This window comes from Pseudomonas sp. AC247 (assembly GCF_979258015.1).
In genome coordinates, this window is the sequence record NZ_OZ409829.1 from 3,442,923 (window position 1) to 3,467,284 (window position 24,362).

Genomic DNA, 24,362 nt, shown 5'->3' on the forward strand with positions numbered 1-24,362 from the left:
GACGGGACAACTGCCACGCGGGGCGCAACACGGACATCCGGGTGCGCGAAACGGACAGAACCGCTCTAGCTGAACTGTTCGCGGTACTGCGCGGGGGTCAGGCCGAGCTTTTCAGCAAACAGGAAACGCATGTGCCGCACGCTGCCGAAACCGCTTTTATAGGCCACGGTTTTCAAGGGCAGCTCACTGGTTTCCAGCAGGTTTCGCGCGCAGTCGATGCGCGCGCTTTGCAGAAACTCCATCGGGGTCATGTCGACATCGCGGGTGAACACGCGAGCGAAATGCCGCGCGCTCATGTTGGCCAACCCGGCCATGCGCTCGACGCTGAAGGCTTCGTCAATGTGCTCCAGAACGAAGTTCTGCACGCGGGTGATCGGTGTTTCCTGCGGTGCAACCGCCGCCATCAAGGGGCTGAACTGCGCCTGGCCGCCCTGGCGTTTCATCACCACCAGCAACACTTTGGCAACATCCTGCGCGACCTTTTTCCCGTGATCGCGGGCGACGACGGCCAAGGCCAGGTCGATCCCTGCGGTCACACCGCCTGAAGTGATCAGGTTGCGATCCTCGACAAAGATCTGATCGGTCGTGACGTTGGCCTTGGGGAACCCCTTGATCAGGCGCTCGGTGTAGCTCCAGTGCGTAGTCACTCGGTAGCCATCGAGCAAACCGGCGTGACCGAGCACGAACGCCCCGGTACAGATCGATCCGTAGCGCTCGGCACGCCGGACCGCCCCTTGCAACCACTCGAGCAACGGTGGGTGTTTTTCGTTGTAGGCCCCCGGACCGCCCGGCACCAGCAACAAATCATGGTGCTCCTGCGCCTGATCAATATGACGGTCGGTGTGTACCAGCACACCGTTGGATGCACGCAGCGGCCCGTGCTCGGTACCCAATGTCGTCAGTTGGTAATGCGACTCAGGCTTGAGATAGCGGTTGGCAACCGAGAAAACTTCCATCGGCCCGGCCATGTCGAGCAGGAGAAAGTCGGGGAACAACACCATTGCCACGGTTTTCATGGGGAGCCATCGCTGAAATCAAAAATAAATGAACGCATCAAGCAGGCTGAGCATTATGGCCAAGTGCAGCGCGGTTGACGGAAAAAAATGCGTGAACTGCTGCGCATTACTGTCAACCTGAACGGGACAGTCTTTCAATTTTCATCTACTTATTGCATTGGATGGTAACCAGTAAGCTTCTCCTCACTCGGACGAATTCACGTCCCCCCAGGAGATTTCATCATGCTGACCCTTCGCAAAGCCTCCGATCGTGGCCTCGCCAATCACGGCTGGTTGAAGTCGTTCCACACCTTCTCTTTCGCCAGCTACCGCGACCCGCGGGAGCAGGGTTTCTCCGACCTGCTGGTGATCAATGACGACCGCGTCGCGGCCGGCAAGGGCTTCGGCCAACACCCGCACCGCGACATGGAGATTTTTTCCTACGTGCTGGAAGGCGCACTGGAACACAAGGACACCCTTGGCACCGGTTCAGTGATCCGCCCCGGCGACGTGCAACTGATGAGCGCCGGCAGCGGTGTGGCGCACAGCGAGTTCAACCATTCGGCGAGCCAGCCTGTGCACTTTTTGCAGATCTGGATTGTGCCGGAAGTCAGCGGCGCCAAACCGCGCTATCAGCAGGAGCACTTCAGCGCCGAGCAGAAACGTGGTCGCTTGCAACTGATCATTTCGCCCGACGGTAAACAAGGTTCGTTGAAAGTCCGTCAGGATGCGCGGGTGTTTGCCGGCCTGTTCGATGGCAAGGAAAGCGCCACGCTGAAATTGGCGGCTGACCGTTATGCCTACGTGCATGTGGCGCGTGGCCGTGTTGAACTCAATGGCGTGCAATTGCAGGAAGGCGATGGCGTACGGGTTCGTGAAGAACAGGCGCTGACCTTGAGCAATGGCGTGGATGCCGAAGTACTGGTGTTTGATCTGCGGCCGCAGGAGTTGCCGCAGATGCCATGATGCGGTGTTTTAACGCCCACAAAAAACGGCCTTCCTTGAAGGCCGTTTTTTATTGTGGCGGTGTGGGCAATGGCAACATGAACGGCGTGGGAACACTGAACTCCTTGCCGGCCTGAATGGCCGTCAGGGTGCTTTGAATCGCTACATACATGTTGGCCTGGTTGGCGTAATAAGAGCCGACGACAATGGCGACTATGCCCAGTAACTGGACGGCCGTTGCAGCCCAGACATTGGCCTTTACCGTAGCGCCTTGCCGGGCAGCCTCCTGCGCTCCTCGGGCAAGTTCGTGCATCTCCTGAGCGATCAGGTCGTAGCGCTTGTCTCGTTCGGTTTGAGTTTTTTCTCGTTCGACTTGAGTGTTTTCGCGTTCGGCTTGGGTCTTGTCGCGCCCTGCCTGAACCGAGAGAAACCCGTCGATTTTTGCCGACACAGCGTCCAGCCGAGCATCCATCCTTGTTTCAATGGTCTCGATCCTGGCATTGAATTCTTCACGACTGATAGCGTTCATGGCTTGGGGGTTCCGACCTTTGCTCGTTACGTCACTGACTGGAGATTGACTGATTTGCATGGTTTTCAATTCGACACCTTCCTGGGTCTACCGATACCGTCCCTGTTACATCACATCAGTACGAGACCTGCGTCTCTTACCGAGCTGTCGAAACAATAGAACCCATCCAAAAACCTGACAAGCCGGCCGATTCTGCCTCTGCTGTAGGCTGTTTCGTCAGGCGATGTAGCCTTGCCAGAACAGCCCCGCCACTATTCGTTCTGCGCCGCAAACGCCTCTACAATCTGCTCGATCACCGCCCTCACCCGCGCGGTATGGCGCAGATCCGCGTGAGTCACCAGCCAGACCTCGTAGGGCAATGGCCGCGTCCGCTCTGGCCAGAGCCTGACCAAACCATCGCGCTCGCCCATGTACACGGGAATTTCTCCTACACCCAGGCCTGCCGCAATAGAGCGGCGCACCAACAGGCTGGAGCCGAGCCCGGCGACAATGCGCCCGCGATTCAGCGGTTCAGAGACAAGGGTCAGGTCTTTGTTGCCCTGCAAGTACGGTTGATAGACCACCAGATCATGGCCCTCGAACGCTGAACCCGGCTGCGGAACACCCTTGGCGTCGACATAAGCCTGGGACGCGAACAACCCCACCGGCCAACGAGCGATCCGTCGCGCGATCAAATCCGGATTGTCCGGCCGGGTGTTGCGCACGGCGATGTCCGCTTCGCGTTTGGCCAGGCTGAGAATCTGCGTCGACGCGTCCAGTTGCACGCGCACATCCGGGTGTTTCTCGTGCAGCCTGGCGATGGCCGGGATCAGAAAGTCGATGGCGAGCGAATCGGTGGTGCTGACCCGCACGTTGCCGGTCAGACGATCATCGAGGCCCTGAATCTGTCGCTCCAGTTCCAGCGCTGAATGCTCCATTTTTTCCACACTTTTCAGTGCCGCTTCGCCGACCGCCGTCAGTGCGTAGCCGTCGGAAGTGCGCAAGAACAAGGTCGCGCCAAGGGATTTTTCCAGCGCGGTGACACGCCGGCCGACGGTGGCCTGATCTACCCCCAGAACGCGCGCCGCGCCGCGCAATGTGGACTCGCGACAAACGGCGAGAAATACCCGCGCATCATCCCAATTCATAGAAACTCCTGATGATGCAAATCTGCATCAGTGTGCCGCCAATTCGCTGCATTATCGCCGCAACGATAGCCGATAAGCTGGGCGCCATAAACCTTCCTCGGAATCGCCATTATGCGTACCTCATCCTCGACCGGCGTCTGGCTGCCGATCTTCGCCGGGCTCTGCGCCAGCCTGGTCAGCATCGGTCTGGCGCGTTTTGCCTACACACCGTTGATTCCTTCGCTGATTCAGGCGCAGTGGTTTGCCGCCAGTGACGTGGTCTACCTCGGCGCCGCCAATCTGGTCGGCTATCTGATCGGCGCCCTGCTCGGCCGACCGCTGGCGCGGCATCTGGGCAATAAAACGTCGCTGCGCCTGATGATGCTGGCGGTGACGGCAGCGTTTTTTGCCTGTGCGTATCCGCTGTCGCTGAGCTGGTTTTTCGGCTGGCGCCTGCTGTCGGGGGTCGCCGGTGGCGCGATCATGGTGCTGGTCGCCGCCACCGTGCTGCCGCATGTACCGGCGGCGCGTCGGGGGCTGGCCAGTGGAGCGATTTTTCTCGGCATTGGCCTGGGCATCGCCGGCTCCGGGACAATTGTCCCGCCGCTGTTGAGCCTGGGGTTGCAAGCCACTTGGCTGGGGCTCGGCGCTTTGTCGCTGGGGCTGACGGCGCTGAGTTGGTTCGGCTGGCCGACTGATTTGCCACATCCGGTTGCCGCGCCACACAGCGCGGTGGCTCAGCCGACACCGGCCGGCGTTTATTTGTTGTTTGCCCAATACGCATTCATGGCGGCGGGCCTGGTGCCAGCCATGGTCTTTCTGGTCGATTACGTCGCCCGTGGGCTCGGCGCCGGCGCGCATGTCGGTGCGCTGGTGTGGGTGATGTATGGCTTGGGGGCAATTGTCGGGCCGGTGAGTTATGGCTTTCTGGCGGATCGCTTTGGCGCGCTCTGGAGCATTCGCCTGGTGCTGGTGGTGCAGGCGCTCGCCCTTGGTTTGCTGGCGGTGGCCCATTCGTTCCTGGCGCTGGCGCTGCTTGCGGTGATACTCGGCTCTTTTCCGCCCGGCATCGTCCCCCTGGCCCTGGCTCGCGTGCATGAACTGGTCCCGGAGCATCATCGCCAACAAATTGCCTGGAGCCGCGCCACGGTGTCGTTTGCCTCCTTTCAGGCGCTGGCCGGGTTTGCTTATTCGGCGCTGTTCAATGCCTCGGGCGGCCATCACGCCTTGCTGTTCCTGATTGCCGCTGGCGCAATCGTCGTGGCGCTGATGTTGGAGCAGGCCGCAAATGCATGGAAACACGCAAGCCACTGTAGGAGTGAGCCTGCTCGCGATAGCAATCCGTCTGAAAACACATCACTGAGCACCATGGCGCCCACGCGAACAAGCTCACTGCCACAGGGTTAACCGGATCGACCTGAATTTATCGAGCGAAGCACGACTCCCATCTACACACACCTTGACCAGGAGGAACCGAAATGTCCCTACCCAACGAAATGACCCGAATCGAAATCACCGCACCCGGCGGCCCGGATGTCCTCCAGCCCAAGCGCGTGCAGTTGCCGACGCCTGCCGCTGGCGAAGTGCTGATCCGCGTGCATGCCGCTGGCGTCAACCGGCCGGATGCCTTGCAGCGCGCCGGCAAGTATCCGATGAAGCCCGGAATGGACCCGATCCCCGGTCTGGAAGTGGCCGGTGAAGTGGTCGCGCTGGGCACCGGTGTCAGCGAGTTTGCCGTGGGCGACAAAGTCTGCGCGCTGACCAACGGCAGTGGTTACAGCGAGTACTGCGCAGTGCCGGCAGGCCAGACCTTACCGATACCCGACGGGCTGGACTGGGTCCGAGCGGCCGCGATCCCGGAAACATTTTTTACCGTTTGGGCCAACCTGTTCGGCCTTGGCGGCGCCAGTCGCGGGCAACGCGCATTGATTCACGGCGGCACCAGCGGCATCGGCACCACCGCGCTGATGCTCTGCCGCGAATTCGGCATAGAAGCGTTCGCCACCGCCGGCAGCCCTGAGAAATGCGCAGCGATCAGCAAGCTCGGCGGCCAGCCGATCAATTATCGCGAGGCCGAGTTTGCCAAAGTCATTGCCGAGAAAACCGCTGGGCAGGGCGTCAATGTGATTCTCGACATCATGGGCGGTTCGTACCTAAACGATAACGTCAGCGCCCTGGCGATGGATGGCCGCCTGGTCATGCTCGGCTTTCTCGGCGGCGCACGGGCCAACGACTTTGATCTGTTGGCGATGATGGCCAAACGCGCGGTCATCACCGGATCGCTCCTGCGCGCCCGCAGTGCTGCCGAAAAAGCCGCGATCGCCAGGCAACTGCGCGAGCACGTATGGCCAGCGCTGTCTGCCGGGCGTTGTCTGCCGATCATCGACAAGGTCTACCCGCTCGCCGAGGCCGCTCAGGCCCATGCGCACATGGAGGCCGGCGACCATATCGGCAAAATTGTCCTGCAGGTGGCTTGAGCCGTTGCAGCATTTTGTAACTGTCCGCTGCGGGCGGTGGTCGAAAATGTCCCGCGCCGACCAAGGCATCTGGTAAAAAGCGTTCTTTGTCTGCGCATGGGTGAAACGTTTAATGTTCCTGTCTTTCATGACTCGTCTGCGTCGCCGCCGTTTGGCGTTCGCCTGCATGGCCGCGCTGATTATTGGCGTGCCGACGAGTTGTGCGGTGCTGGAACACGCCGAACGCAAGCTGCTGTTTCGCATCGAGCCGGGCACGGCGGGCTGGTATCACGGCCTGCCCGGCAGCGTGCAGGAACTGGACCTGCGGCCGAAAAGCTTCAAGGCCGGGCAAAACATTCATGCCTGGTGGTGGCCGGCAGAAAAGGCCAATGCTCCGGCCATTCTTTATTTGCACGGCGTGCGCTGGAACCTCACCGGGCAACTGTTTCGCATCGAACAATTGCGCGCGGCAGGCTACTCGGTCTTGGCCATCGACTACCGGGGCTTCGGTCAGAGTCGCGGCGATCTGCCGTCGGAAAGCAGTGTTTACGAAGATGCGCGGGTGGCGTGGGAACGTTTCAAACTGCTGCAACCGGACCCAAACAAACGCCTGATCTACGGCCACTCCCTCGGCGGTGCCGTGGCGGTCGACCTGGCGGCTGAACTGGGTCAGAACGCGGCGCGCAATCACACCCCGCTGCCGGTGCGTGGATTAGTCATCGAGTCGACCTTCACCACGCTGGCGGATGTCGCCGCCTCCGTGGCCCACACCTCGCTGCCGGTGAACTGGCTGATGTCGCAGAAATTCAATTCGATCGACAAGATTGCCGACATTCACATGCCGCTGCTGGTGGTGCATGGTCTGGCTGACGCATTCGTGCCATCACGCTTCAGCGAACAACTGTTCAATGCCGCGCAGCAACCCAAGCGTCTGCTACTGGTGCCGGGCGGTACCCACAACAACAGCATGGCGCTCGGCGGGCAGAATTACCGCAAGGCCATCGACAGCCTGATGCAGAGCAAATCCGCGCCCCGTGTCGCCGGGCCGGCGAGCGTGCGCAGCGGCCGGGACACTTAACGGTAGCCGCGCGCCTGCAAGTCGAACAGTTGCGCGTAGTGCCCGGCAGCGGCGATCAGTTGCTCGTGGCCACCCTGCTCGAGAATCCGCCCCTGTTGCAGCACGATGATGTGGTCGGCATTGCGCACGCTGGAAAAACGGTGGGAGATCAGCAACGTCATGCGTCCTTCGCTGTGCTGGCTGAAATGCTCGAACACCGCCGCTTCCGCCGCCGGGTCGAGCGCCGAGGTTGGCTCATCGAGGATCAGAATGTCGGCATCACGGCGCATGTACGCGCGGGACAAGGCAATCTTCTGCCACTGCCCACCGGACAATTCCTGGCCACCGGCAAACCAGCGTCCCAACTGCGTCGCATAACCCTTGTCGAGCCCTTCGATGAAGGGTGCCGCCATGCCTTGGGCAGCGGCCTCCTGCCAACGCTGCGGGTCGTTGAACGCCAGGGTATCGCCGACGCCGATGTTTTCGCCGACGCTGAACTGGTAGCGGATGTAATCCTGAAAAATCACGCCAATGCGCCGACGTAACGCAGTCTCCTGCCAATCCTGCAAATCGCTGCCGTCGAGCAGAATGCGCCCCTGATCAGGGCGGTAGAGCCGCGTCAGTAATTTGATCAGTGTGGTCTTGCCGGAACCGTTCTCCCCGACCAACGCCATGCTCTTGCCTGGCACCAATTGCAGGTCGATGTTTTCCAGGGCTGGCCGACTGGCACCGGGATAACGGAAACCGACGTTTTCGAAACGCAGACCATCGCCCGGGCAGGCTCCGACGGTCAGGTGGCCGGTATCCGCCTGCACCGGTTCGGCCAGGTATTCATAAAGACTGGTCAGGTAGAGGCCGTCTTCGTACAGGCCGCTGATCGCACTCAGGCTGCTGCTCACCGCACTTTGACCTTGCTTGAACAGCACCAGGTACATGGTCATCTGACCGAGACTGATCTGGCCATGCACGGCATCGATCACCACCCACGCATAGGCCACGTAGAACGCCGCAGTACCGAGCAGGCCGAGGCCGAAACCCCAGCCGTCGCGCCGCAATGTCAGGCGTCGGTCTTCGGCATACAGCCTGGCGAACGTGTCGCGATAGCGTTGCAGCAACAGTGGGGCAAAGCCGAACAGCTTGACTTCTTTGATATAGGCTTCGTGGGACAGTAAAGTTTCGATGTAGCTCTGCTGGCGACTCTCCGGCGCGCGGCGGGTGAACAGGCGGAAGGCATCACCGGAAAAATGCGCCTCGGCAAAGAACACCGGCAACGCCCCCACCACCAGCAGCACCAGCGCCCAAGGGGAAAAGTGCACCAGCAGCACACCAAAACTTATCAGCATGATCAGGTTCTGAATCAAGCCCAACGACTTCATGACCAGCGCCAGTGGCCGGGTCGATGCCTCGCGACGCACGCGCACCAGTTTGTCGTAGAACTCGGAGTTTTCGAACTGCACCAGTGACAGGGTCTGCGCTTTTTCCAGGATCAGCGTATTGACCTTCTGCCCCAGTTGCACCCGCAGCAGCGACTGCTGCACCGAGAGTGCTCGTTGCGTGCCGGACAACAGCGCCAACACCCCAGCTTCCAGCAATACATAACGCAACACCGGCCACAGCGGCGCATTGCCTTGTTGTGCGTGCAACTGCATCGCCGCCACCACGGCATCGACAATCCGCTGGCCCAGCCATGCCGCCAGTGCTGGCAGCAAGCCGGCCACCAGCGTTGCCAGCACCAGCCCCAGAAACAAGCCACGCGACGTTTCCCAGACCAGTCGCATGGCTCGCTGCGCCTGATCAAACAAAGAGGTGATACGCGATAGATCAGGCATGCGGTAATAAGCTCTGCAGATGATGACAGTGGCTCATGGTACTCCAGCGCCACCACTGAATTTCACACCGCAAAGGTTCCTCGGCATACTGGCGCCCTCCCCGACACCACGAAAAGGACTGCGTGTGTTAACCCGCCCCAAAGCTCTATGGATTTACTACCTGATCTGCTGGCTTGCCGCGCTGTCACTGCTGGCGCACATCGTTTTCACTGACTGGAAGCTATTGAAACCGACCGACGTCGGCGGCACCTTGATGGGCGGTATGAACGGACTAGTGCTCAACGGTGGCTGGCTCATGGCCGTGACGGGAATGTTGTTGACCTTGATCTTGCGCACGCCGGGATCGATTTTTGCCTGCGTCGGCGCAGGCGTTTCTACCTTGGGCATTGGCTCCTTTTGCTACCTCAACTATCCAGACAATGCGGATCAGTTGATCTATAGCGTCAGTCCAGACGAAATCGGCCGAGCCATGTTGACCGGTGCCGCCTTTGTGGCCTTGGGGCTGTTCCTGCGCCCGCGCTTCAAGAACACCGCTCTACCGTCCCGCCCTCTCCTCATCGGCCAGATCGTCGTGGCACTGCTGATCGCCCTGTTGTTTGTCGGGTTTCCGATAAACAACGCCCTGCAAAAGCCGCTGCCGAGTTGCGCATTCGATAAACAAGGCCACCAATTGTCAATTTGCCTGGGCAACGATCGCGTCATCGTCGATTAGGCAGCTCAGTGCAGTGCTAAGCCCAGCACTTCTCATAAGAAAAACGTCTGGAAGACTCTGCCCGTCCCGGCGTCCAACGCTCTGCTATGTTTTAACCGCCATCGCGGAACCCGGTGAACCCTCGCCACGCTCCGCGCCTGACTGCCGGGAGCAGAGAGATGAAAATCAACCCGTACCTGATCTTCAATGGTGACTGCCGCGAAGCCTTCACCTTTTATGCGCAAGCCCTGCAAGGAACGCTTGAGGCGATGATGACGTTCGGCGAAACACCTGCGGCCGAGCATGTGCCCAAAGAACATCATGGTCTGATCATCCATACCTGCCTGAAGGTTGGCGATCAGAGGATGATGGCCTCGGACACCACGCCCGACCGCCCGACCCAGGGCATGAGTGGCTGCTCGATTTCGCTGAACGTCGACAGCATCGCTGAAGCCGAGCGAGTGTTTAACGCCTTGGCCAAGGACGGCCGCGTCGACATGCCGCTGGAGGCGACGTTCTGGGCTGCGCGCTTCGGCATGTTGGTGGATCGCTTTGGTGTGTCGTGGATGGTCAATTGCGAGAGTGAGAAGTAACGCTGAGATTTTCGTCAGCCATGAAAAAGCCCAACCTGTTCAGGTTGGGCTTTTTGTATTAACGCTGGGCCAACTCGTGACGCACGCATTGTTCGTAATAGGTCTGTTTGACCGCCGCCGGTTTGAGCTTCGACGTGCTGTTATAGGTTTGCTCGATAATCCCCATCGCGGTCATGCGCATCCACGGCTGCTGGAAGCGACGCACCTGTAATTGTTTGCGTGCGCCATACAGCGAGACGCCCGACAGCTTCGATTGCTGGGCACCGGCAGCAATGTCCGAGCCCCAGGTGCAGGCAAAGCGATGGCTTTTACTCAACTCTTTCGCCTGCACCCCAGTGACGAGGACAGCCAGGGAAAGCGTTGCGACGGTGATGACAATCGTCCGCATAGAGCCAACCTAACCTTTTGAAAAAAGGCGATTTTGCCGGGGAAGCAAAAATCCGGGGGCCAGCAATTTGCCGCCTTTTGCGAGTTTTTTGCGGACGTAAAAAAGGGCGGCGGGATTTCCTGATGAAATCCCACCGCCCCTGGCCTGACAATCAGTTGGCGATGACCTCAATGCGCAATCGATCAGCGCCCTCCTCCCGACAATCGATGCGAACCGGCAAAAACAACTCGATCACCGCGATATTGCTGTGCAGATGCTCGGTCATGCGTGGCGTGGTGAACGAGCCACCACCGGCCAGCGCCATTGGCAACAGCAACTGATCGGCCAAATGCTCGGCCACCGCAGCACCACTGCGCAACCAGTCGGCGGCCTGATTGATCGCGGCATCAGCTACCTTTTCAGCCCGTAGCGACACTTGGCCAAACGCGCTGAACACTTCGGTGACGTGCTCGAATGCGTACTCCAGCAACAACACATTGCCCGGGCCCCGCGCCGGATCGAGCGTGACATGTTGCAGCGCCGCAGGCGGCAGACTCAAGCGCTTGGCAACCTGGCTCAGCTCACGTTCGGCCACCGTCGGCGCCAGCCCGGCGGTGAGCGCCGATGCCTGTTGCGAGATGGCCTCGCCGCGTTCACACAGATCCAGCCGCGTCAGGTTTGACGGCTGCACGCTCACCTCAATCTCGCCACCGCCTGCCGGGACGAATCCATGTCGCAACAAGTCCAGCTCGACGTTGGCGCCCATACGCCGCAACAGCGGCAGCCAACTGCGCGCGAGGAAATCGGTCGGCGGCGCCAGCGGGTTGTGCGTACCACCCGAGATGCGCACCCGACTCGCCTGCGCTGCCTGCAACAGGGCCGGCAACAAGGTCTGCAACACCAGCGTGCAACTGCCGGCCGTGCCGATGGCGAACTGGTAATCGCCCGAGCGAATCGCGCCGGGTTCAAAACTCAACGTTTGCGAGCCCAACTGCGCACCGGCAACCGTTGCGCCGCAAACCTCGGCCGCCGCCATGACCGCCGTCAAATGTTGCCTCAACAGTCCCGGACGGCTGCGTTTGGCGCGGATCTGTTTAATGCGAAACGCCCGGCCTGTCAGCATCGACAGGCTCAAGGCACTGCGCAACACCTGGCCGCCACCGATGGCACCGTCCAGTTCTATCACTTCCTGTTTCATTGCATTCCTTACGCGTACAAACCGACGGTTTCCCTGAGGTACTGATCCAGGCGTCGCGAGTCTTCCGACGTTCTGAGTAATGTGGGCACTTCGCGCTCAAGCTCGGCGGCGATGAACCCGTGCAACGCCGGACGACGCGGCCCGTAGGCGCTTTCGTCGGCATTGCGTTTGAGGGCCAGCAGTTCGTCGACTTCAGCGAGCAGCGCGCGGTCGTCGACGGTGGTCAGCAGGTCGGCGAAGGTCATCGGTGGCCGGCCGCGGCCCTGGTCGATCCAGCGCACCGCCAGCAGTGGTCGTAGCACGTAGAAGTACTTCTTGAACCGTACGGTTTCCCCTTGCAGATAACCGCGGAAGTTCTTCTTCGCCATCGACAGATAGTGATTGCGCGCCGCTGGCGGGCTGTAGAACGCTTCAGCGAGTTCGCGCAGCTGTGCCACTTGAGCGGTTTCGCTGCGATAAACCAGTGGCGAATCGAGCCACTCGAGCAACGTCGGATTGGACTTGCGCAACAACCCAAGGGTCTTGCGCAGTTCCCAGCCACTGACGTCGAGCTCATCGTCCAGCGGACGTTCGATCACGTCACGTGGCGTATCGACCTGGACGAACCACTCGGGCTTCTCCACATAAACAAACCGCACGTCGTAATCACTGTCGGTCGAGGCAAAACCCCAGGCCCGGCTGCCGGACTCACAGGCATACAAAACGGTGACATTGCGTTCACGCTCAAGGCGCGCCAGCTCTTCCATTACCCGCGCACGCATCGTGTCGCACAGCGGATGACGCTCTTTCAGTTCCATGACCTGCTTTCCTTTTATCCTTTGACGCACACCACCTGACGCAAGGTGTGCAGCACTTCCACCAGCTCACGCTGGGCGTGCATGACTTTGTCGATGTCCTTGTAGGCCATCGGAATTTCGTCGATCACCGCTTCGTCCTTGCGGCACTCGACGTGGGCAGTGGCGCGAATCTGATCTTCGACGGTGAAGGTGTTCTTCGCCTTGGTGCGGCTCATGGTGCGGCCAGCGCCGTGGCTGCAGGAGCTGAACGACTCTTCGTTGCCCAGACCGCGAACGATGAAACTCTTGGCGCCCATCGAGCCCGGAATAATCCCCAACTCGCCCTTCTTCGCCGACACCGCGCCTTTGCGGGTGACCAGCACCTCTTCACCAAAATGCCGCTCTTTCTGCACGTAGTTGTGGTGGCAGTTGACCGCTTCCAGCGCCACTTCGAACGGCTTGCGAATAATCTGCCGTGTCGCCTGAATCACCGCGCGCATCATCAGCTCACGGTTTTGCCTGGCGAAGTCCTGCGCCCACCCCACTGCTTCGACATAATCATCAAAGTGCTGGCTGCCTTCTTCGAAGTAGGCCAGGTCACGGTCCGGCAGGTTGGCGATGTGCTGACGCATATCCGCCTGAGCCATCTGGATGAACAGGTTGCCGATGGCGTTGCCGACACCGCGCGAGCCACTGTGCAACATGAACCAGACCCGGTTGGCTTCATCCAGGCACACTTCAATGAAGTGGTTGCCGCTGCCGAGCGTACCGAGGTGCCCACGGTTGTTGGTGTTGGCCAGTCTCGGGTACTTGTCGGTAATCAATTTGAACCGTGGTTGCAGTCCCGCCCAGGCCTGATCGGCTTGCTGCGGGATTTCATCCCAGGCGCCCTTGTCGCGTCGCGAACGGTTTGAACTGCGGCCATGCGGCACGGCTTGCTCGATGGCGCTGCGCAGACCGAGCAGGTTGTCCGGCAAATCAGCGGCCGTCAGCGACGTACGCGCGGCGATCATGCCGCAGCCGATGTCGACGCCGACCGCTGCCGGAATGATCGCGCCGACGGTCGGGATCACGCTGCCGATGGTCGAGCCCTTGCCCAGGTGTACGTCCGGCATGACCGCCAGATGTTTGAAGATGAACGGCATTTTCGCGGTGTTCATCAACTGCTCGCGGGCCTCTTTTTCCACCGGGACGCCTTCGGTCCAGAGTTTGATCGGTTTGCCGTTGGCGACTTCGAGCAGTTGGTAAGTGTGTTCTTTCATGTCTTCATTCTTTATTCATTGGCCGATGATTCGGCGTTGTTCTGTAAGTCGCAGCGACAAAAACACAGGCACTGTGGCTCTGCCAGTTGAGCCCCCGTTGCCGGGGCGGGAGTCGAACCCGCTTTCCGATGTAGTGCCTGTCGCATTCGCTGCCAATAACCGCAAAAAAGGTGGCACGACAAAAGTTGATGACTGTTGCGCGTTGCCGCGCTCCGGACTTAACCGGCCTTGGATGTACAGCCATCAGGCATTCGTGCCGTCACTGGCGCTGACAAGGGCTTGATGAGACGTTTTGGATGTAGTCCCATCGGCATTCAGCGCCGGTGATCAATCAATTCATGACGCGCTTTCGATCGCCTCGACCCAGTGCTGCGCACTGTATTGGCCGCCGGTGAACTGCTCGATCACGTCGAACACCGCATCGCTGAAACCGCCGACATTCAAGATGTCATCACGATCTGCCGCTTGTGTTGCATGGCCTGGCTGGATGTCGATGCACACCAGCCGTGCCTGTGGGTTGAGCTTCTTGATCCGCTCCCATTGACGCATCGTCTCGCTGGCACCGCGACGCTGCGCATCGATCCACGATTCGTTGTCCGAGACCATGATCAACGTATCGACCCTGGCCTTGCTGTCCGCCAACCTCTTCAGCGGTGCCGAGCAGTTGGTGCCGCCGCCAAAAATGCCGGCGAGCTTCTCGGCGTTGCTGATCACACTGTCACGCGGGTTGAGCTGGATATCCACCACATCGACCTCGAACGGCATGACCCGCGCAGCCGGCTGTTTGCGCAAGACCGCTGCGGCGACCAGCGCCGCCACGTCGATGCAGCGCACCTGCGAGGTCGCACCAGGGCGATAACCGGTCACCGGGCTGCCCATCGAACCCGACACATCCGGGCAAACCACCACCGCGCCCTCAAGCTTGGGCACGTTGGTCAGCGACAACTCCAGGGCCTCCTGCAAGGCGTCGCGGATCGCTGCCGGGGTGTTTTCGCCCATCATCCGATAAGCCGACAACAACTGGTACGGATACACCCGCGCCTTCGCCACTTCCTGTGGATCGGCCAATCGCGCCGCGACATAGTCGATGCACCCCGGCACTTCAAACGCGCCGTGCCGCGCCAGGGTGTTGAGGTTGATGCGCAGTCCCTGCCAGCCCATGTTGCGGGCTTGATTGGCCCATTGTTCCTTGCTCAGTGTTTCGTTGCCGAGCAACTGAAACGGCACCGCCGGCACCTCATCACTCGCGCCGCTGCGAAACGCCAGCAAATCGCGGGTCAGCTCCGGCAAGGCTTTTGCCTCCACCGGTTTACCGATCAACCAGGCGAAAAACGCTTCGCGCCACGCTTCGGCAGGTTTGGGGTGAACCATCTTCACCACGTCCGCCAACGACGGTTGATTGCCAATCGACGCTTGCAGTAGTTGCCGCTCGGTCGCGCTGTTCAGCCAGTTCTGCACCAGACGCTTGGGTTGCGAGCCAAGGGATTTACGCCCGGTGGCACCGCTACGGAGGATCTGCACAAAGTTGCGCAACATCTTGCCGCTGTCGATCACTTGCTCGAAAACCTCTGGCACCAGACTTGAACGCTGCGCGGTCAATGCCGCCAGCAACAATGCCGGCATGTCTTTCATGTGCCCTTTCTTGCGAGCGTAGATCGCGGCTTTCGCCACGAAGCGACTGTCCAGTTCGGCCACCAGCTTCAACACTTGATCCAGCTGACTTTCTGCGGAGGCGTAAAAGGTCTGGTTCAGGCAACCGGTCACAGCCAATTGCGCCAGTTGGTGCTTCGGGCTGTAGGCATAAGCGCTGGCACCGGAAGCATTCAAGGTGTCGCAGGCCGGCAGGTGATTCGATTGCGTGTTGAAGAGCGTTGAGTTGGCCATCTTGGCATCTCGCTGTGTTGTCCTGTTCGTTGCGATAGACATTGCAGCGGCTGTGCCAGCTTTTGCTTTCCAACGAAAAAATATTTATATCTTATTGATTTGCAACGTTTTTATTTTTTATGTCGTGTTTCATCGAATCAACTGACGACAAACCCATCACCGAATATTTATCATTAGATATCGTCTTTTATCTTTTGAGATAAACATGCCAAGCAAGCAAACCGTCGCCATCGGATTTATCGGTGCCACCCTTGATCGCGTCGGCAAGGGTGCCAATCGCTGGAGCCATTGGCGTCCCAGCGTTGGCCTTTGCCAACAGCAAGACGTGCTGATCAACCGGCTCGAGTTGATTCACGGCATCGACGCCCGCGACGTCAGCCTCGCCGAGCGGGTGCGCGTCGACATCCAGCAGGTTTCGCCAGAGACCGAAGTGCGCCTGCACCCGATGTCACTGCGCAACCCGTGGGATTTCGAAGAGGTCTACGGCGCACTGCACGACTTCACCACCGCCTACGATTTCGACACCGAGCGCGAGGATTACCTCGTCCACATCACCACCGGCACCCACGTCGCGCAGATTTGCTGGTTCCTGCTGACCGAGGCGCGCTACTTGCCCGCGCGGCTGATCCAGACCTCCCCGGCCAAACGCAACAGCGAAAGCGATCACGCCATCGGCACGCATGCCCTGATTGATCTCGACCTGTCGCGCTACGATCGCATCGCTTCGCGCTTCGCCAACAAGCGCCTCGAAGGCCTGGAGTTCTTGAAGTCCGGCATCGCCACACGCAACGCCGCCTTCAACCGTTCGATCGAACAGATCGAGCGCGTGGCCGTGCGCTCGAAGGCGCCGATGCTGCTGATCGGCCCGACCGGCGCCGGCAAATCCTTCCTCGCCCGACGCATCTACGAACTCAAACGCAGCCGCCATCAGATGCAGGGGCGTTTTGTCGAGGTCAACTGCGCCACCTTGCGTGGCGATGGCGCGATGTCGGCGTTGTTCGGTCATGTCAAAGGCGCCTTCACCGGCGCACAGAACGCTCGCGATGGCCTGTTGCGCGCTGCCGATGGCGGCATGCTGTTTCTCGATGAGATCGGCGAGTTGGGCGCAGACGAACAGGCGATGCTGCTCAAGGCGATTGAAGAAAAACGCTTCTTTCCGCTGGGCTCGGACAAGGAAGTCGAAAGCGATTTCCTGATCATCGCCGGCACCCACCGCGACCTGCGCAGCCGAGTCGCTGATGGTATGTTTCGCGAAGATTTGTACGCGCGCATCAACCTGTGGACGTTCGACCTGCCCGGCCTCGCCGGCCGCCGCGAGGATATCGAACCGAACATTGATTTCGAGCTGGAACGCCACGCCCGCGAACACGGGCAACTGGTGCGCTTCAACCTCGAAGCCCGGCGCAGTTATCTGGCGTTCGCCAGCTCTCGCGAGGCGGCGTGGTTGGGCAACTTCCGCGAATTGTCGGCGTCGATTACGCGCATGGCGACCCTCGCCGACAGCGGACGGATTGATGAGGCGCAGGTGCAGGAAGAGATCGACCGGCTGCGTTATGCCTGGGGCTTGGCGCAACCGCAGGCGATTTCAGCAGAGTTGCCGGGGGACGCCGAAACCATGGATCTGTTTGACCGCTTGCAATTGAAGGCAGTGATCGAGGTATGCCGGCAGGCAGACAGCTTGTCCGATGCCGGCCGCCGGCTGTTCGGAATATCGCGCCAGGCCAAGGCTCAACCCAACGATGCCGATCGACTGAGGAAATACCTCGGCCGATTCGGGCTCGAGTGGGGCCAGATTATCGAACCCAAGTGAGGCGAGTTTTAGCGACAGACCGCCCGTCCAGCAGCGGGCACCTTTGCTTGCCGGGCGCTTCCAATGAATCACCATCCGCTTCGACCGGAAGACGACCATCATGAACAGCAAAATTGCAGCGATCACCCTGGCCGGCCTGCTCGCAGCCTGCCCGCTTTTCGCCTCGGCAGCCGCGAAGACCGCTGACGAGTCTGCCGCGCCACCGACCGCGCTTCCCGGCGTGAATCAGGCCGGCAAAGCTCAATCCAACGCAGACAAGGCGGACAAGAAAGGTGAAGAGGCGTCGGGCTCGAACTCCGGCGCCGAGTCGCATGAAACGGCAAAAGATGCAGCCACTTCAAGCGACTCGGAAGATCTCGGTAAATCGCCGAAACCTTGATCAGGGTTCTACGGAGGTGGTGGCTGCACATCCTTGAACGTCAGCCCGACACTGCCGGTGATTTGCCACGGGTTGGCAGCGCCGTGCCCGCTGAACGACACATGGTCGAACAGCGAATCCTTCAACCCGTCAATCTGCGCCTTGGCCGAGCCACTGAAGCGTACGCGCTCGAACACCAACCCTTGATGCCAGGCGTCATGCTGACTGTCGCCCTTGACCTCGATCGCCTTGCCTTGAGCATTTTCCACGCTCACGTCGGCGACGCGGATATCGCGAAATTGCCCGGGAATGGTTGAGCGCTGGTAATCCAGCTTGGCGTTCGGATCGTTATAGTCGAGGGTAAAAATGAACGCCTGCTTGAGCGTATTGCGGATCGCCGAGTCGCGGAAGATTACGTTACGCGCCCCGCCGCCCATGAAGTTGGTGCTCTTCATGCGCAGGCCGGCATCGGTGCCATCGGAAACGTTGTCTTCGGCGAGGATGTTTTGAATCCACGCGCCGGTATGGCTGCCGGCAACCACCATGCCGTGGCCCTTGCGGAAGTAGTTATTGAAGATCCAGGCGTCTTCCTGCGGCTTTTGCTGCACGGCATCCGCCCCGGTGCCCGCAGCAAAATTGACGCAGTCATCGCCGGTATCAAAGAAGTTGTTGAAGACCATCGCGCCCTTGCTGTTGGCGAATTCGATGCCGTCGCCGTTATTGGCGTCGTAGGTTTTATGCGTGGTATTGGCCAGCACCACGTTTTCGGTTTCCAGGTTCATGATCCCGTGGAAGGCCGGGTTCACCACGGTGAAACCGCCGTAGAACACATTTTTCACGTTGCGCAGGGTGATCAGCGACGAGCGCATCTGCCCGTAGGCATCCTTGACGTTCATGCCGCGCGCCACCGCTTGTTCGACTTGCGCCTTGGCCAGAATGCCGTCCTGCTGGTAGCGGGTGTTGTCGCTGGGCAGGTAGAACGGCAATGGCTGACCGCGTTCGTCGACGACATCGGCGCGGCGCTTCCAGCCGTTACCGTCAATCGTGCCTTTGCCGACGATGCGGATGTTTTCGAACGACTGATGCTGACGCGGATCGCGCGGCAAGGCGTTGATCAACGACGCCGGGCGCACGGTGCTCGAATACGGATACTGGATATAGCCGGCCAGCGGATAGTCTTCCGCCCGCTCGGAACCCAACAGCGTTGCGCCCTCGGCGATTTCCACGGTGATGTTGCTCTTCAGGTAAAGCGCCCCGCTTTTATAGGTGCCCTTGGGCAACCATACTTTGCAGCCGGGGGTGCAGGCGTCGATGGCGTTCTGAATCGCCAGGGTGTCGAGGCTTTTGCCGTCACCCTTGGCGCCGTACTTCCTGACATCAAACACGGCGGCAACCTTGCTCGTCCGTTGTACAACGGGCGGGCTGTCGGCCGACTCTGTGCCATCGGTGCCCACCGAACGCACGGTGAACCGATAGGCCGTATCCGGTTTCAAGCCTTGCGCGGTGTAACTGTGAATGCCGATGCGATGATGAAAACCGGCGACATCCTGTTCGTAGAAGCGGTCGATGTAAGGTTTGGCCGGCGAGACGCGGTCATTGTTGGCGTTGCTGCCGCCCAGGAACACACCGTTGGCGTAGACCCGGTAGTCGCTGATATCGGCGTGATTGGCGGGCTTTTCCCAGACCAGGATGATCTGCTGATCATCGTAGGCCAGGGTCGGCACCTGCAGTTTTACCGGCGCCTCTAGCGCCCACGACGGCACACTGCAAACCAGCGTCAACGTGGCCGCCAGCGACAAAGCCAAAGGCTGTTTGCGCCGCATCGGAACAACATTTCGATAAGGCATGAGCACTCCTTGTTCAGGCCGACAATCCGGCTTCTTGCAGGTATTGGCTGCGGTTGACGAACGTCTCGCGGGGCATTTCCACAACCTCCATCGACAGCGACTCGACGTCCGGCAGCAAAGCGAGCAGCGCCGCCACGGTCGCCGAAGCCAGACGCCGGCGCTGTTCAGCACTGCGCCCGGACAACACCGACAGGACGACGTGGACAAAATCGTCCGCGCCCGCGCCGCAGCGGTAATGTGTGAACGTATTGAGGCGCACCTTGATATCCCCGGCCTTGAACAGGCCGAAGGCATCGAGGGCGTCATGCACGGCAGCGAGCAGGGTTTGCTCGCCGACACGCTGGGCCAGGCTTTGCGGGCAATCGATAAGACAATGCGGCATGTCGCGCTCCTTGATGGATCGGCTCAACCAGCGAGCTGGCGCACCGATTCCTGACTGAAATCACGACTGGCCTGCACCAGCATCCGCGTGTAAGCGTGGCTTGCCAGATCCTGGCTGAGCGCCTGACTGTCGAGCAGCTCGACAATCTTGCCCTGCTGCATCACCGCCACCCGATCACACAGGTGCGTGACCACACCGAGATCGTGAGTGACCATCAGGTAGGTGAGTTTCTCGCGGCGGCGCAAATCCGCCAGCAGATTGAGAATCTCAGCCTGCACCGAGACATCCAGCGCCGAGGTCGGCTCATCGAGCAGCAGCACGCGCGGCTCGAGAATCAGCGCACGGGCAATCGCCACCCGCTGGCGCTGGCCACCGGACAACTGGTGCGGATAGCGAAAACGGTAACTGTCGTTCAGACCGACCTTGAGCAGGATCTCGTTGATCCGGTCGTCCTTGTCGCGCACGCCGTGAATAATCAGCGGCTCACGCAGCGCCGTGTCGACGGTGTGGCGCGGATGCAGCGAGCCGTAAGGGTCCTGGAACACCATCTGCACCTGACGGAAATGTTCCTTGGGAATCTTGTGCTGCAGCGGCGCGCCGGCAATGCTCAACTCGCCCGTCCAGTGCCGGTACTGCCCGGCCAGGCAGCGCAATACGGTGGTCTTGCCGGAGCCGGACTCCCCCACCAGGCCGAAGGACTCACCGTCGGCGACACTGAGGTTGACGTCGTGCAGCACCTGATTGAGGGCCGGACCGGCACCGAAACTCAGGTTCAGCGCGTGTGCTTGGATCATGGACATGGTCGATTCCTCAGCAAGTCAGCCACAGTGGATCGCGTTGCAACACCGGCAACCGTTCGCGACGGTTGTCCATGCTCGGCAACGCCGCCATCAGGCCTCGGGTATAGGGATGTTGCGCGTGTTGCAGGTCGCAGGCGGCCAGCGATTCGACCACCCTGCCGGCGTACATCACCAACACGCGGTCGCAGTAATTGCGCACAAGGTTGAGGTCGTGACTGACGAAAATCAGGCCCATTTCCTGCTGCTCGACCAGTTCTTCCAGCACGTTGAGCACTTGCTGGCGCACCGAGACATCGAGGGCCGAGGTCGGCTCGTCGGCAATGATCACTTGTGGTCGGGTGATGACCATCATCGCGATCATGATCCGCTGGCCCATACCACCGGAGACCTCATGCGGGTACAGGTTGTAGACCCGTTGCGGATCACGGATATGCACCTTTTCGAGCATTTCCAGCACCCGCTCGCGGGCCTCGCTGCGGCTGGCCTTGTGGTGCGCCAGATACGCCTCGGCAATTTGATCGCCGACCTTGACCACCGGGTTCAGCGAGTATTTCGGGTCCTGCATGATCATCGAAATGCGCTGGCCACGAATCTTCTGCATGACCTTTTCGCCGGCTGACAGCAGATCGACTTCACCGAACTGCATGGCCTTGGCGGTGATCCGCGCGCTGGCCGGGTGCAGTTTCAGCAGGCTGCGCCCGACCGTCGATTTGCCCGAGCCCGACTCACCGACAATGGCAAGTTTTTCCCGCCCCAAGGTGAAGGACACGTCGCGCACGGCGTGGGTTTCTTTCTGAGCATTGACGAAGCGCACATTGAGCCCTTCGACGTTCAATTTGATTGCAGACATACAGCCTCCGATTACTCGCTGCGCGGATCAAGAATGTCCCGCAGGCCGTCGCCCAACAGGTTGAAAGCCAGGCTGACCAACATGATTGCGGCCCCCGGAACAGCCACCAGCCACCAGCACTCGAGCATGTAGCGACGCCCGGTGGAGATCATCGCGCCCCACTCCGGCGACGGCGCCTGCGCACCGAGGCCGAGAAAGCCCAGTGCCGCTGCGGTGAGGATGATCCCGGCCATGTTCATGGTCAGGCGGATGATCACCGACGACATGCACATCGGCACAATGTGCCGCAGGATGATGCGCGTGGACGAAGCCCCTTGCAGCTCCACCGCCACGACGAAGTCAGCCTTGCGCAACGACAGAGTTTCCGCCCGTGCCAGTCGCGCGATCGGCGGCCACGACGTCAGCGCAATCGCTACCACCGCGTGCTCCAGGCCCGGACCGAGCGCAGCGATAAACGCCAGCGCCAGCACCAGGCTGGGGAAGGAAATGAAGATGTCGGTCAGGCGCATGAACACCGTGTCGACCACACCACCGTAGTAGCCGGAGACAGTGCCGATAAACAGGCCGATCGGGCCGACGATCACGGTCACCAGGCTGATGATGTACAGCGTGATGCGCGAGCCGTAGACCAGCCGACTGAAGATATCCCGGCCGTATTCATCGGTGCCGAACCAGTGGGCAGCGCCCGGCGCCTGCAGGGCATTGGCGAGGTTTTGCGCCACCGGATCATGGGTGGCGATCCACGGCGCAAACAGCGCCACCACCACCAGCACCAAAGCGACCAGCAATCCGGCCAGGGTCATCGGGTTGCGCAACAAGTGCCGCAAGACTTTCAGGGCACTTTTGCAGAAGGCGTCGAAGCTGGATCCGGGGGTACGATCCAACCGCCGCTTGGCGCTCGAATCAGTAGAAGACATGTTGGCAATCATGGGCATGTTCTCGGATTGAATTCAGGATCACCCGGCGCGTACGCCGACGCACCGGGCAGCGTTCAGCGTTGTTTGTAGACACCCAGATACCGCGTCGCCTCGGCATCATCACCGGCGAAACCCTTGACGTCGGCGGCACTGACCACGGTGTCGGTCATCTGCGAAATCATCATGATCGGGCCGACCTGCTCGTCGTAGATTTTCTGTGCCTGGTGATACAGGTTCAGGCGCTGGCCGGCATCGCGCTCGACCCCGGCCTGATCAATCAGGCTATTGAGCTGCGGGCTGAAAAACGACGCACGCCAGCCTTGGAAATTCGGCAGGCCGGCGTCATCGCTGTTGTTGGGGTTGTAGGCAAACGTGCGCAGGCTGAAATAAGGATGCGGATAGCGCTCGGCCCCGCGCGCAACGATGATGTCGAAGTTGCGCGCGCGCATCGCGCCATACACCTGGTTACCAGTGCCGTTGACAATGCTGGCCTTGATCCCGCCCTCGGCCAGCGTCGCCTGCAGACGCGCGGCGATGTCGATGAAGGGCGGCTCTGACAATGTGCGAATGGTCGTGGTGAAGCCGTCCGGATAACCGGCTTCGGCGAGGAGTTTTTTCGCCTTGGCGACGTCCATGTGATAACCCGGATCCGGCAGGCGCGCCGCCAGACTCAGTTGCATCGGCTGCTGATTCAACTGGCCGTAATACGGCATCACCTGTTCGTCGAGGCCCTTGTAGTCGATCAGGTTGCGCACCGCTTCGCGCACTTTGGGATTGGCAAATTCGGGCTGTTTCATGCTCAGCGCGACGTAGTACATGGTGCCGCGCGGCAGTGACTGCACATGGATTTTTTCCGAACCGTCAATGGCGCGGATGTCCGGTGCGGCCATGCCATACGCCAGATCGAGGTCTCCGCGTTCCAGCATCAGGCGCAGCGACTGCGATTCGGTCATGTGCCGCACCACCACGCGCTTGAGCTTGGCAGCACCGCCCCAATAACCGTCGAAGCGGGTCAGCAACAGCGAGTCGTTCGCCGTCCATTTGCTCAGCACAAAGGGTCCGCTGCCGGCCTCGTTGGTCACCAGCCAGTTAGCACCGAGGTCAGCGTTTTTCTCATGCGCCAAAGCCGTTTTGCGATCGATCACCACCGCGCTTGGCGAGATCGCCAGCGAGTCGATCAATAACAGTGGGTCCATGGTTTGCGGCAAGTCGACGACCAGCGTGTGGGTATCGCTGGCGCGGATCAGTGACTGAATGTTGTCGACGCTATAACCGTAGGCTTTCCAGGTCGTGGCCAGGCCGAAATTCAGTTTCATCACCCGGTACAGCGACCAGGCCACGTCTTCAGCGGTCAGCGGATTGCCGGAGTGAAACTTCACGTCCTGGCGCAAATGAAAGGTTACCTGCTTGCCGTCGTCACTGATCGTCCAGCGCTCGGCCAGTTGCGGCAAATGCTTTTCCGGATTGCCCTGATCTCGCTTGACCAGAGTGTCATAAAGATTGGCATTGACGCCGGAAGCGTCGAGACCTGGCGCGTTGGCCGGATCGATGGAAAACAGGTTGACCATGCTCATGCCGACGATCAGTTGATCGGCCGGCGTCTTGGCGCTGACCTGCGTCATCGGCACCAGCGCCAGGACCGCTGCCAACAGGCCAGCGTGCAGTTTGGTAAATGCAGTCGTCATTGAAAAATCCTTCTTTTTATAATTT

Annotated in this window: 23 protein-coding genes; 8 read left to right on the plus strand and 15 right to left on the minus strand. The window is 60.4% G+C overall.

The features are described from left to right. Positions 1–65 precede the first annotated feature (65 nt). The gene (locus tag ACZZ0B_RS15580) at positions 66–1,016 is read right to left on the minus strand and encodes a GlxA family transcriptional regulator (protein WP_463545697.1); all 951 of its coding nucleotides are present in this window, start codon (positions 1,014–1,016) and stop codon (positions 66–68) included. A 222-nt stretch (positions 1,017–1,238) separates the two neighbouring features. On the opposite strand from ACZZ0B_RS15580, the gene ACZZ0B_RS15585 reads away from it, so the two are divergent. Beyond that, on the plus strand, positions 1,239–1,961 hold the full coding sequence (locus tag ACZZ0B_RS15585; protein ID WP_008079732.1) for a pirin family protein: 723 nt from the start codon (positions 1,239–1,241) through the stop codon (positions 1,959–1,961). A 49-nt stretch (positions 1,962–2,010) separates the two neighbouring features. Here ACZZ0B_RS15585 and ACZZ0B_RS15590 read toward each other — a convergent pair whose 3' ends face one another. Next, positions 2,011–2,469, minus strand: coding sequence for a hypothetical protein (locus ACZZ0B_RS15590; protein WP_008079730.1), 459 nt, complete (start codon positions 2,467–2,469; stop codon positions 2,011–2,013). 251 nt (positions 2,470–2,720) lie between these two features. Continuing rightward, positions 2,721–3,596 carry a LysR family transcriptional regulator gene (locus tag ACZZ0B_RS15595; RefSeq protein WP_463545698.1) on the minus strand — a complete coding sequence of 292 codons (876 nt, stop codon included), beginning with the start codon at positions 3,594–3,596 and terminating at the stop codon, positions 2,721–2,723. A gap of 111 nt (positions 3,597–3,707) precedes the next feature. Here ACZZ0B_RS15595 and ACZZ0B_RS15600 point away from each other — a divergent pair, with 111 nt between their 5' ends. The 3 genes from ACZZ0B_RS15600 to ACZZ0B_RS15610 all read left to right on the plus strand — a co-directional run bounded on the left by ACZZ0B_RS15600 (position 3,708) and on the right by ACZZ0B_RS15610 (position 7,109). Beyond that, complete coding sequence (locus tag ACZZ0B_RS15600; RefSeq protein ID WP_463545699.1) at positions 3,708–4,982, plus strand: YbfB/YjiJ family MFS transporter; 1,275 nt, start codon at positions 3,708–3,710, stop codon at positions 4,980–4,982. Between the two features lie 71 nt (positions 4,983–5,053). Then, positions 5,054–6,052 carry an NAD(P)H-quinone oxidoreductase gene (locus tag ACZZ0B_RS15605; RefSeq protein ID WP_440096533.1) on the plus strand — a complete coding sequence of 333 codons (999 nt, stop codon included), beginning with the start codon at positions 5,054–5,056 and terminating at the stop codon, positions 6,050–6,052. Between the two features lie 112 nt (positions 6,053–6,164). Then, entirely contained in the window at positions 6,165–7,109 is a 945-nt protein-coding gene (locus ACZZ0B_RS15610; RefSeq protein ID WP_463545700.1) for an alpha/beta hydrolase, read from the plus strand. Here ACZZ0B_RS15610 and ACZZ0B_RS15615 read toward each other — a convergent pair. Further along, positions 7,106–8,917, minus strand: a complete 1,812-nt coding sequence (locus ACZZ0B_RS15615; protein ID WP_463545701.1) for an ABC transporter ATP-binding protein — start codon at positions 8,915–8,917, stop codon at positions 7,106–7,108. The two genes, ACZZ0B_RS15610 and ACZZ0B_RS15615, sit on opposite strands and share 4 nt — an antisense overlap. A gap of 124 nt (positions 8,918–9,041) precedes the next feature. On the opposite strand from ACZZ0B_RS15615, the gene ACZZ0B_RS15620 reads away from it, so the two are divergent. After that, the gene (locus tag ACZZ0B_RS15620) at positions 9,042–9,629 is read left to right on the plus strand and encodes a hypothetical protein (protein ID WP_463545702.1); all 588 of its coding nucleotides are present in this window, start codon (positions 9,042–9,044) and stop codon (positions 9,627–9,629) included. A 158-nt stretch (positions 9,630–9,787) separates the two neighbouring features. Continuing rightward, complete coding sequence (locus ACZZ0B_RS15625) at positions 9,788–10,201, plus strand: VOC family protein (protein WP_158833031.1); 414 nt, start codon at positions 9,788–9,790, stop codon at positions 10,199–10,201. 58 nt (positions 10,202–10,259) lie between these two features. Here the strand turns inward: ACZZ0B_RS15625 and ACZZ0B_RS15630 are convergent, their stop codons facing one another. From ACZZ0B_RS15630 to ACZZ0B_RS15650, 5 genes are all read right to left on the minus strand, one after another. Then, positions 10,260–10,589, minus strand: a complete 330-nt coding sequence (locus tag ACZZ0B_RS15630; RefSeq protein WP_463545703.1) for a hypothetical protein — start codon at positions 10,587–10,589, stop codon at positions 10,260–10,262. 151 nt (positions 10,590–10,740) lie between these two features. Continuing rightward, a complete protein-coding gene (rtcA, locus tag ACZZ0B_RS15635) occupies positions 10,741–11,766 on the minus strand; it encodes an RNA 3'-terminal phosphate cyclase (protein WP_463545704.1) in 1,026 nt (341 codons plus the stop codon). Positions 11,767–11,774: 8 nt separating this feature from the next. Beyond that, complete coding sequence (locus ACZZ0B_RS15640; RefSeq protein ID WP_463545705.1) at positions 11,775–12,563, minus strand: nucleotidyltransferase domain-containing protein; 789 nt, start codon at positions 12,561–12,563, stop codon at positions 11,775–11,777. 14 nt (positions 12,564–12,577) lie between these two features. After that, on the minus strand, positions 12,578–13,804 hold the full coding sequence (locus ACZZ0B_RS15645; protein ID WP_008079700.1) for an RtcB family protein: 1,227 nt from the start codon (positions 13,802–13,804) through the stop codon (positions 12,578–12,580). A 336-nt stretch (positions 13,805–14,140) separates the two neighbouring features. Beyond that, positions 14,141–15,688 carry an RNA-binding protein gene (locus ACZZ0B_RS15650; protein ID WP_463545706.1) on the minus strand — a complete coding sequence of 516 codons (1,548 nt, stop codon included), beginning with the start codon at positions 15,686–15,688 and terminating at the stop codon, positions 14,141–14,143. 205 nt (positions 15,689–15,893) lie between these two features. Here ACZZ0B_RS15650 and rtcR point away from each other — a divergent pair, with 205 nt between their 5' ends. Both rtcR and ACZZ0B_RS15660 read left to right on the plus strand, forming a co-directional pair. Continuing rightward, positions 15,894–17,498, plus strand: a complete 1,605-nt coding sequence (rtcR, locus tag ACZZ0B_RS15655; RefSeq protein ID WP_463545707.1) for an RNA repair transcriptional activator RtcR — start codon at positions 15,894–15,896, stop codon at positions 17,496–17,498. Positions 17,499–17,598: 100 nt separating this feature from the next. Beyond that, positions 17,599–17,877: a hypothetical protein gene (locus ACZZ0B_RS15660; protein WP_008079695.1), complete on the plus strand. Its 279-nt coding sequence runs from the start codon at positions 17,599–17,601 to the stop codon at positions 17,875–17,877. 8 nt (positions 17,878–17,885) lie between these two features. On the opposite strand, the gene ACZZ0B_RS15665 is transcribed toward ACZZ0B_RS15660, so the two are convergent. The 6 genes from ACZZ0B_RS15665 to ACZZ0B_RS15690 form a co-directional block, all read right to left on the minus strand. Then, entirely contained in the window at positions 17,886–19,703 is a 1,818-nt protein-coding gene (locus ACZZ0B_RS15665) for a glycosyl hydrolase family 28 protein (RefSeq protein ID WP_463545708.1), read from the minus strand. A gap of 13 nt (positions 19,704–19,716) precedes the next feature. Beyond that, complete coding sequence (locus tag ACZZ0B_RS15670) at positions 19,717–20,085, minus strand: 5-carboxymethyl-2-hydroxymuconate Delta-isomerase (protein ID WP_463545709.1); 369 nt, start codon at positions 20,083–20,085, stop codon at positions 19,717–19,719. Positions 20,086–20,108: 23 nt separating this feature from the next. Further along, the gene (locus ACZZ0B_RS15675) at positions 20,109–20,885 is read right to left on the minus strand and encodes an ABC transporter ATP-binding protein (protein WP_026000817.1); all 777 of its coding nucleotides are present in this window, start codon (positions 20,883–20,885) and stop codon (positions 20,109–20,111) included. Between the two features lie 10 nt (positions 20,886–20,895). Continuing rightward, the gene (locus ACZZ0B_RS15680; protein ID WP_440096523.1) at positions 20,896–21,735 is read right to left on the minus strand and encodes an ABC transporter ATP-binding protein; all 840 of its coding nucleotides are present in this window, start codon (positions 21,733–21,735) and stop codon (positions 20,896–20,898) included. Positions 21,736–21,746: 11 nt separating this feature from the next. Beyond that, positions 21,747–22,664: an ABC transporter permease gene (locus ACZZ0B_RS15685; protein ID WP_008079683.1), complete on the minus strand. Its 918-nt coding sequence runs from the start codon at positions 22,662–22,664 to the stop codon at positions 21,747–21,749. A 62-nt stretch (positions 22,665–22,726) separates the two neighbouring features. Then, entirely contained in the window at positions 22,727–24,337 is a 1,611-nt protein-coding gene (locus ACZZ0B_RS15690) for an ABC transporter substrate-binding protein (RefSeq protein ID WP_463545710.1), read from the minus strand. Positions 24,338–24,362: the final 25 nt, after the last annotated feature.

Bases quoted from the DNA above. Each gene is read 5' to 3' on its own strand.
- ACZZ0B_RS15580 (WP_463545697.1), bottom strand. From the start codon at position 1,016: ATGAAAACCGTGGCAATGGTGTTGTTCCCCGACTTTCTCCTGCTCGAC.
- ACZZ0B_RS15585 (WP_008079732.1), top strand. From the start codon at position 1,239: ATGCTGACCCTTCGCAAAGCCTCCGATCGTGGCCTCGCCAATCACGGC.
- ACZZ0B_RS15590 (WP_008079730.1), bottom strand. From the start codon at position 2,469: ATGAACGCTATCAGTCGTGAAGAATTCAATGCCAGGATCGAGACCATT.
- ACZZ0B_RS15595 (WP_463545698.1), bottom strand. From the start codon at position 3,596: ATGAATTGGGATGATGCGCGGGTATTTCTCGCCGTTTGTCGCGAGTCC.
- ACZZ0B_RS15600 (WP_463545699.1), top strand. From the start codon at position 3,708: ATGCGTACCTCATCCTCGACCGGCGTCTGGCTGCCGATCTTCGCCGGG.
- ACZZ0B_RS15605 (WP_440096533.1), top strand. From the start codon at position 5,054: ATGTCCCTACCCAACGAAATGACCCGAATCGAAATCACCGCACCCGGC.
- ACZZ0B_RS15610 (WP_463545700.1), top strand. From the start codon at position 6,165: ATGTTCCTGTCTTTCATGACTCGTCTGCGTCGCCGCCGTTTGGCGTTC.
- ACZZ0B_RS15615 (WP_463545701.1), bottom strand. From the start codon at position 8,917: ATGCCTGATCTATCGCGTATCACCTCTTTGTTTGATCAGGCGCAGCGA.
- ACZZ0B_RS15625 (WP_158833031.1), top strand. From the start codon at position 9,788: ATGAAAATCAACCCGTACCTGATCTTCAATGGTGACTGCCGCGAAGCC.
- ACZZ0B_RS15630 (WP_463545703.1), bottom strand. From the start codon at position 10,589: ATGCGGACGATTGTCATCACCGTCGCAACGCTTTCCCTGGCTGTCCTC.
- rtcA (WP_463545704.1), bottom strand. From the start codon at position 11,766: ATGAAACAGGAAGTGATAGAACTGGACGGTGCCATCGGTGGCGGCCAG.
- ACZZ0B_RS15640 (WP_463545705.1), bottom strand. From the start codon at position 12,563: ATGGAACTGAAAGAGCGTCATCCGCTGTGCGACACGATGCGTGCGCGG.
- ACZZ0B_RS15645 (WP_008079700.1), bottom strand. From the start codon at position 13,804: ATGAAAGAACACACTTACCAACTGCTCGAAGTCGCCAACGGCAAACCG.
- ACZZ0B_RS15650 (WP_463545706.1), bottom strand. From the start codon at position 15,688: ATGGCCAACTCAACGCTCTTCAACACGCAATCGAATCACCTGCCGGCC.
- rtcR (WP_463545707.1), top strand. From the start codon at position 15,894: ATGCCAAGCAAGCAAACCGTCGCCATCGGATTTATCGGTGCCACCCTT.
- ACZZ0B_RS15660 (WP_008079695.1), top strand. From the start codon at position 17,599: ATGAACAGCAAAATTGCAGCGATCACCCTGGCCGGCCTGCTCGCAGCC.
- ACZZ0B_RS15665 (WP_463545708.1), bottom strand. From the start codon at position 19,703: ATGCCTTATCGAAATGTTGTTCCGATGCGGCGCAAACAGCCTTTGGCT.
- ACZZ0B_RS15670 (WP_463545709.1), bottom strand. From the start codon at position 20,085: ATGCCGCATTGTCTTATCGATTGCCCGCAAAGCCTGGCCCAGCGTGTC.
- ACZZ0B_RS15675 (WP_026000817.1), bottom strand. From the start codon at position 20,885: ATGTCCATGATCCAAGCACACGCGCTGAACCTGAGTTTCGGTGCCGGT.
- ACZZ0B_RS15680 (WP_440096523.1), bottom strand. From the start codon at position 21,735: ATGTCTGCAATCAAATTGAACGTCGAAGGGCTCAATGTGCGCTTCGTC.
- ACZZ0B_RS15685 (WP_008079683.1), bottom strand. From the start codon at position 22,664: ATGATTGCCAACATGTCTTCTACTGATTCGAGCGCCAAGCGGCGGTTG.
- ACZZ0B_RS15690 (WP_463545710.1), bottom strand. From the start codon at position 24,337: ATGACGACTGCATTTACCAAACTGCACGCTGGCCTGTTGGCAGCGGTC.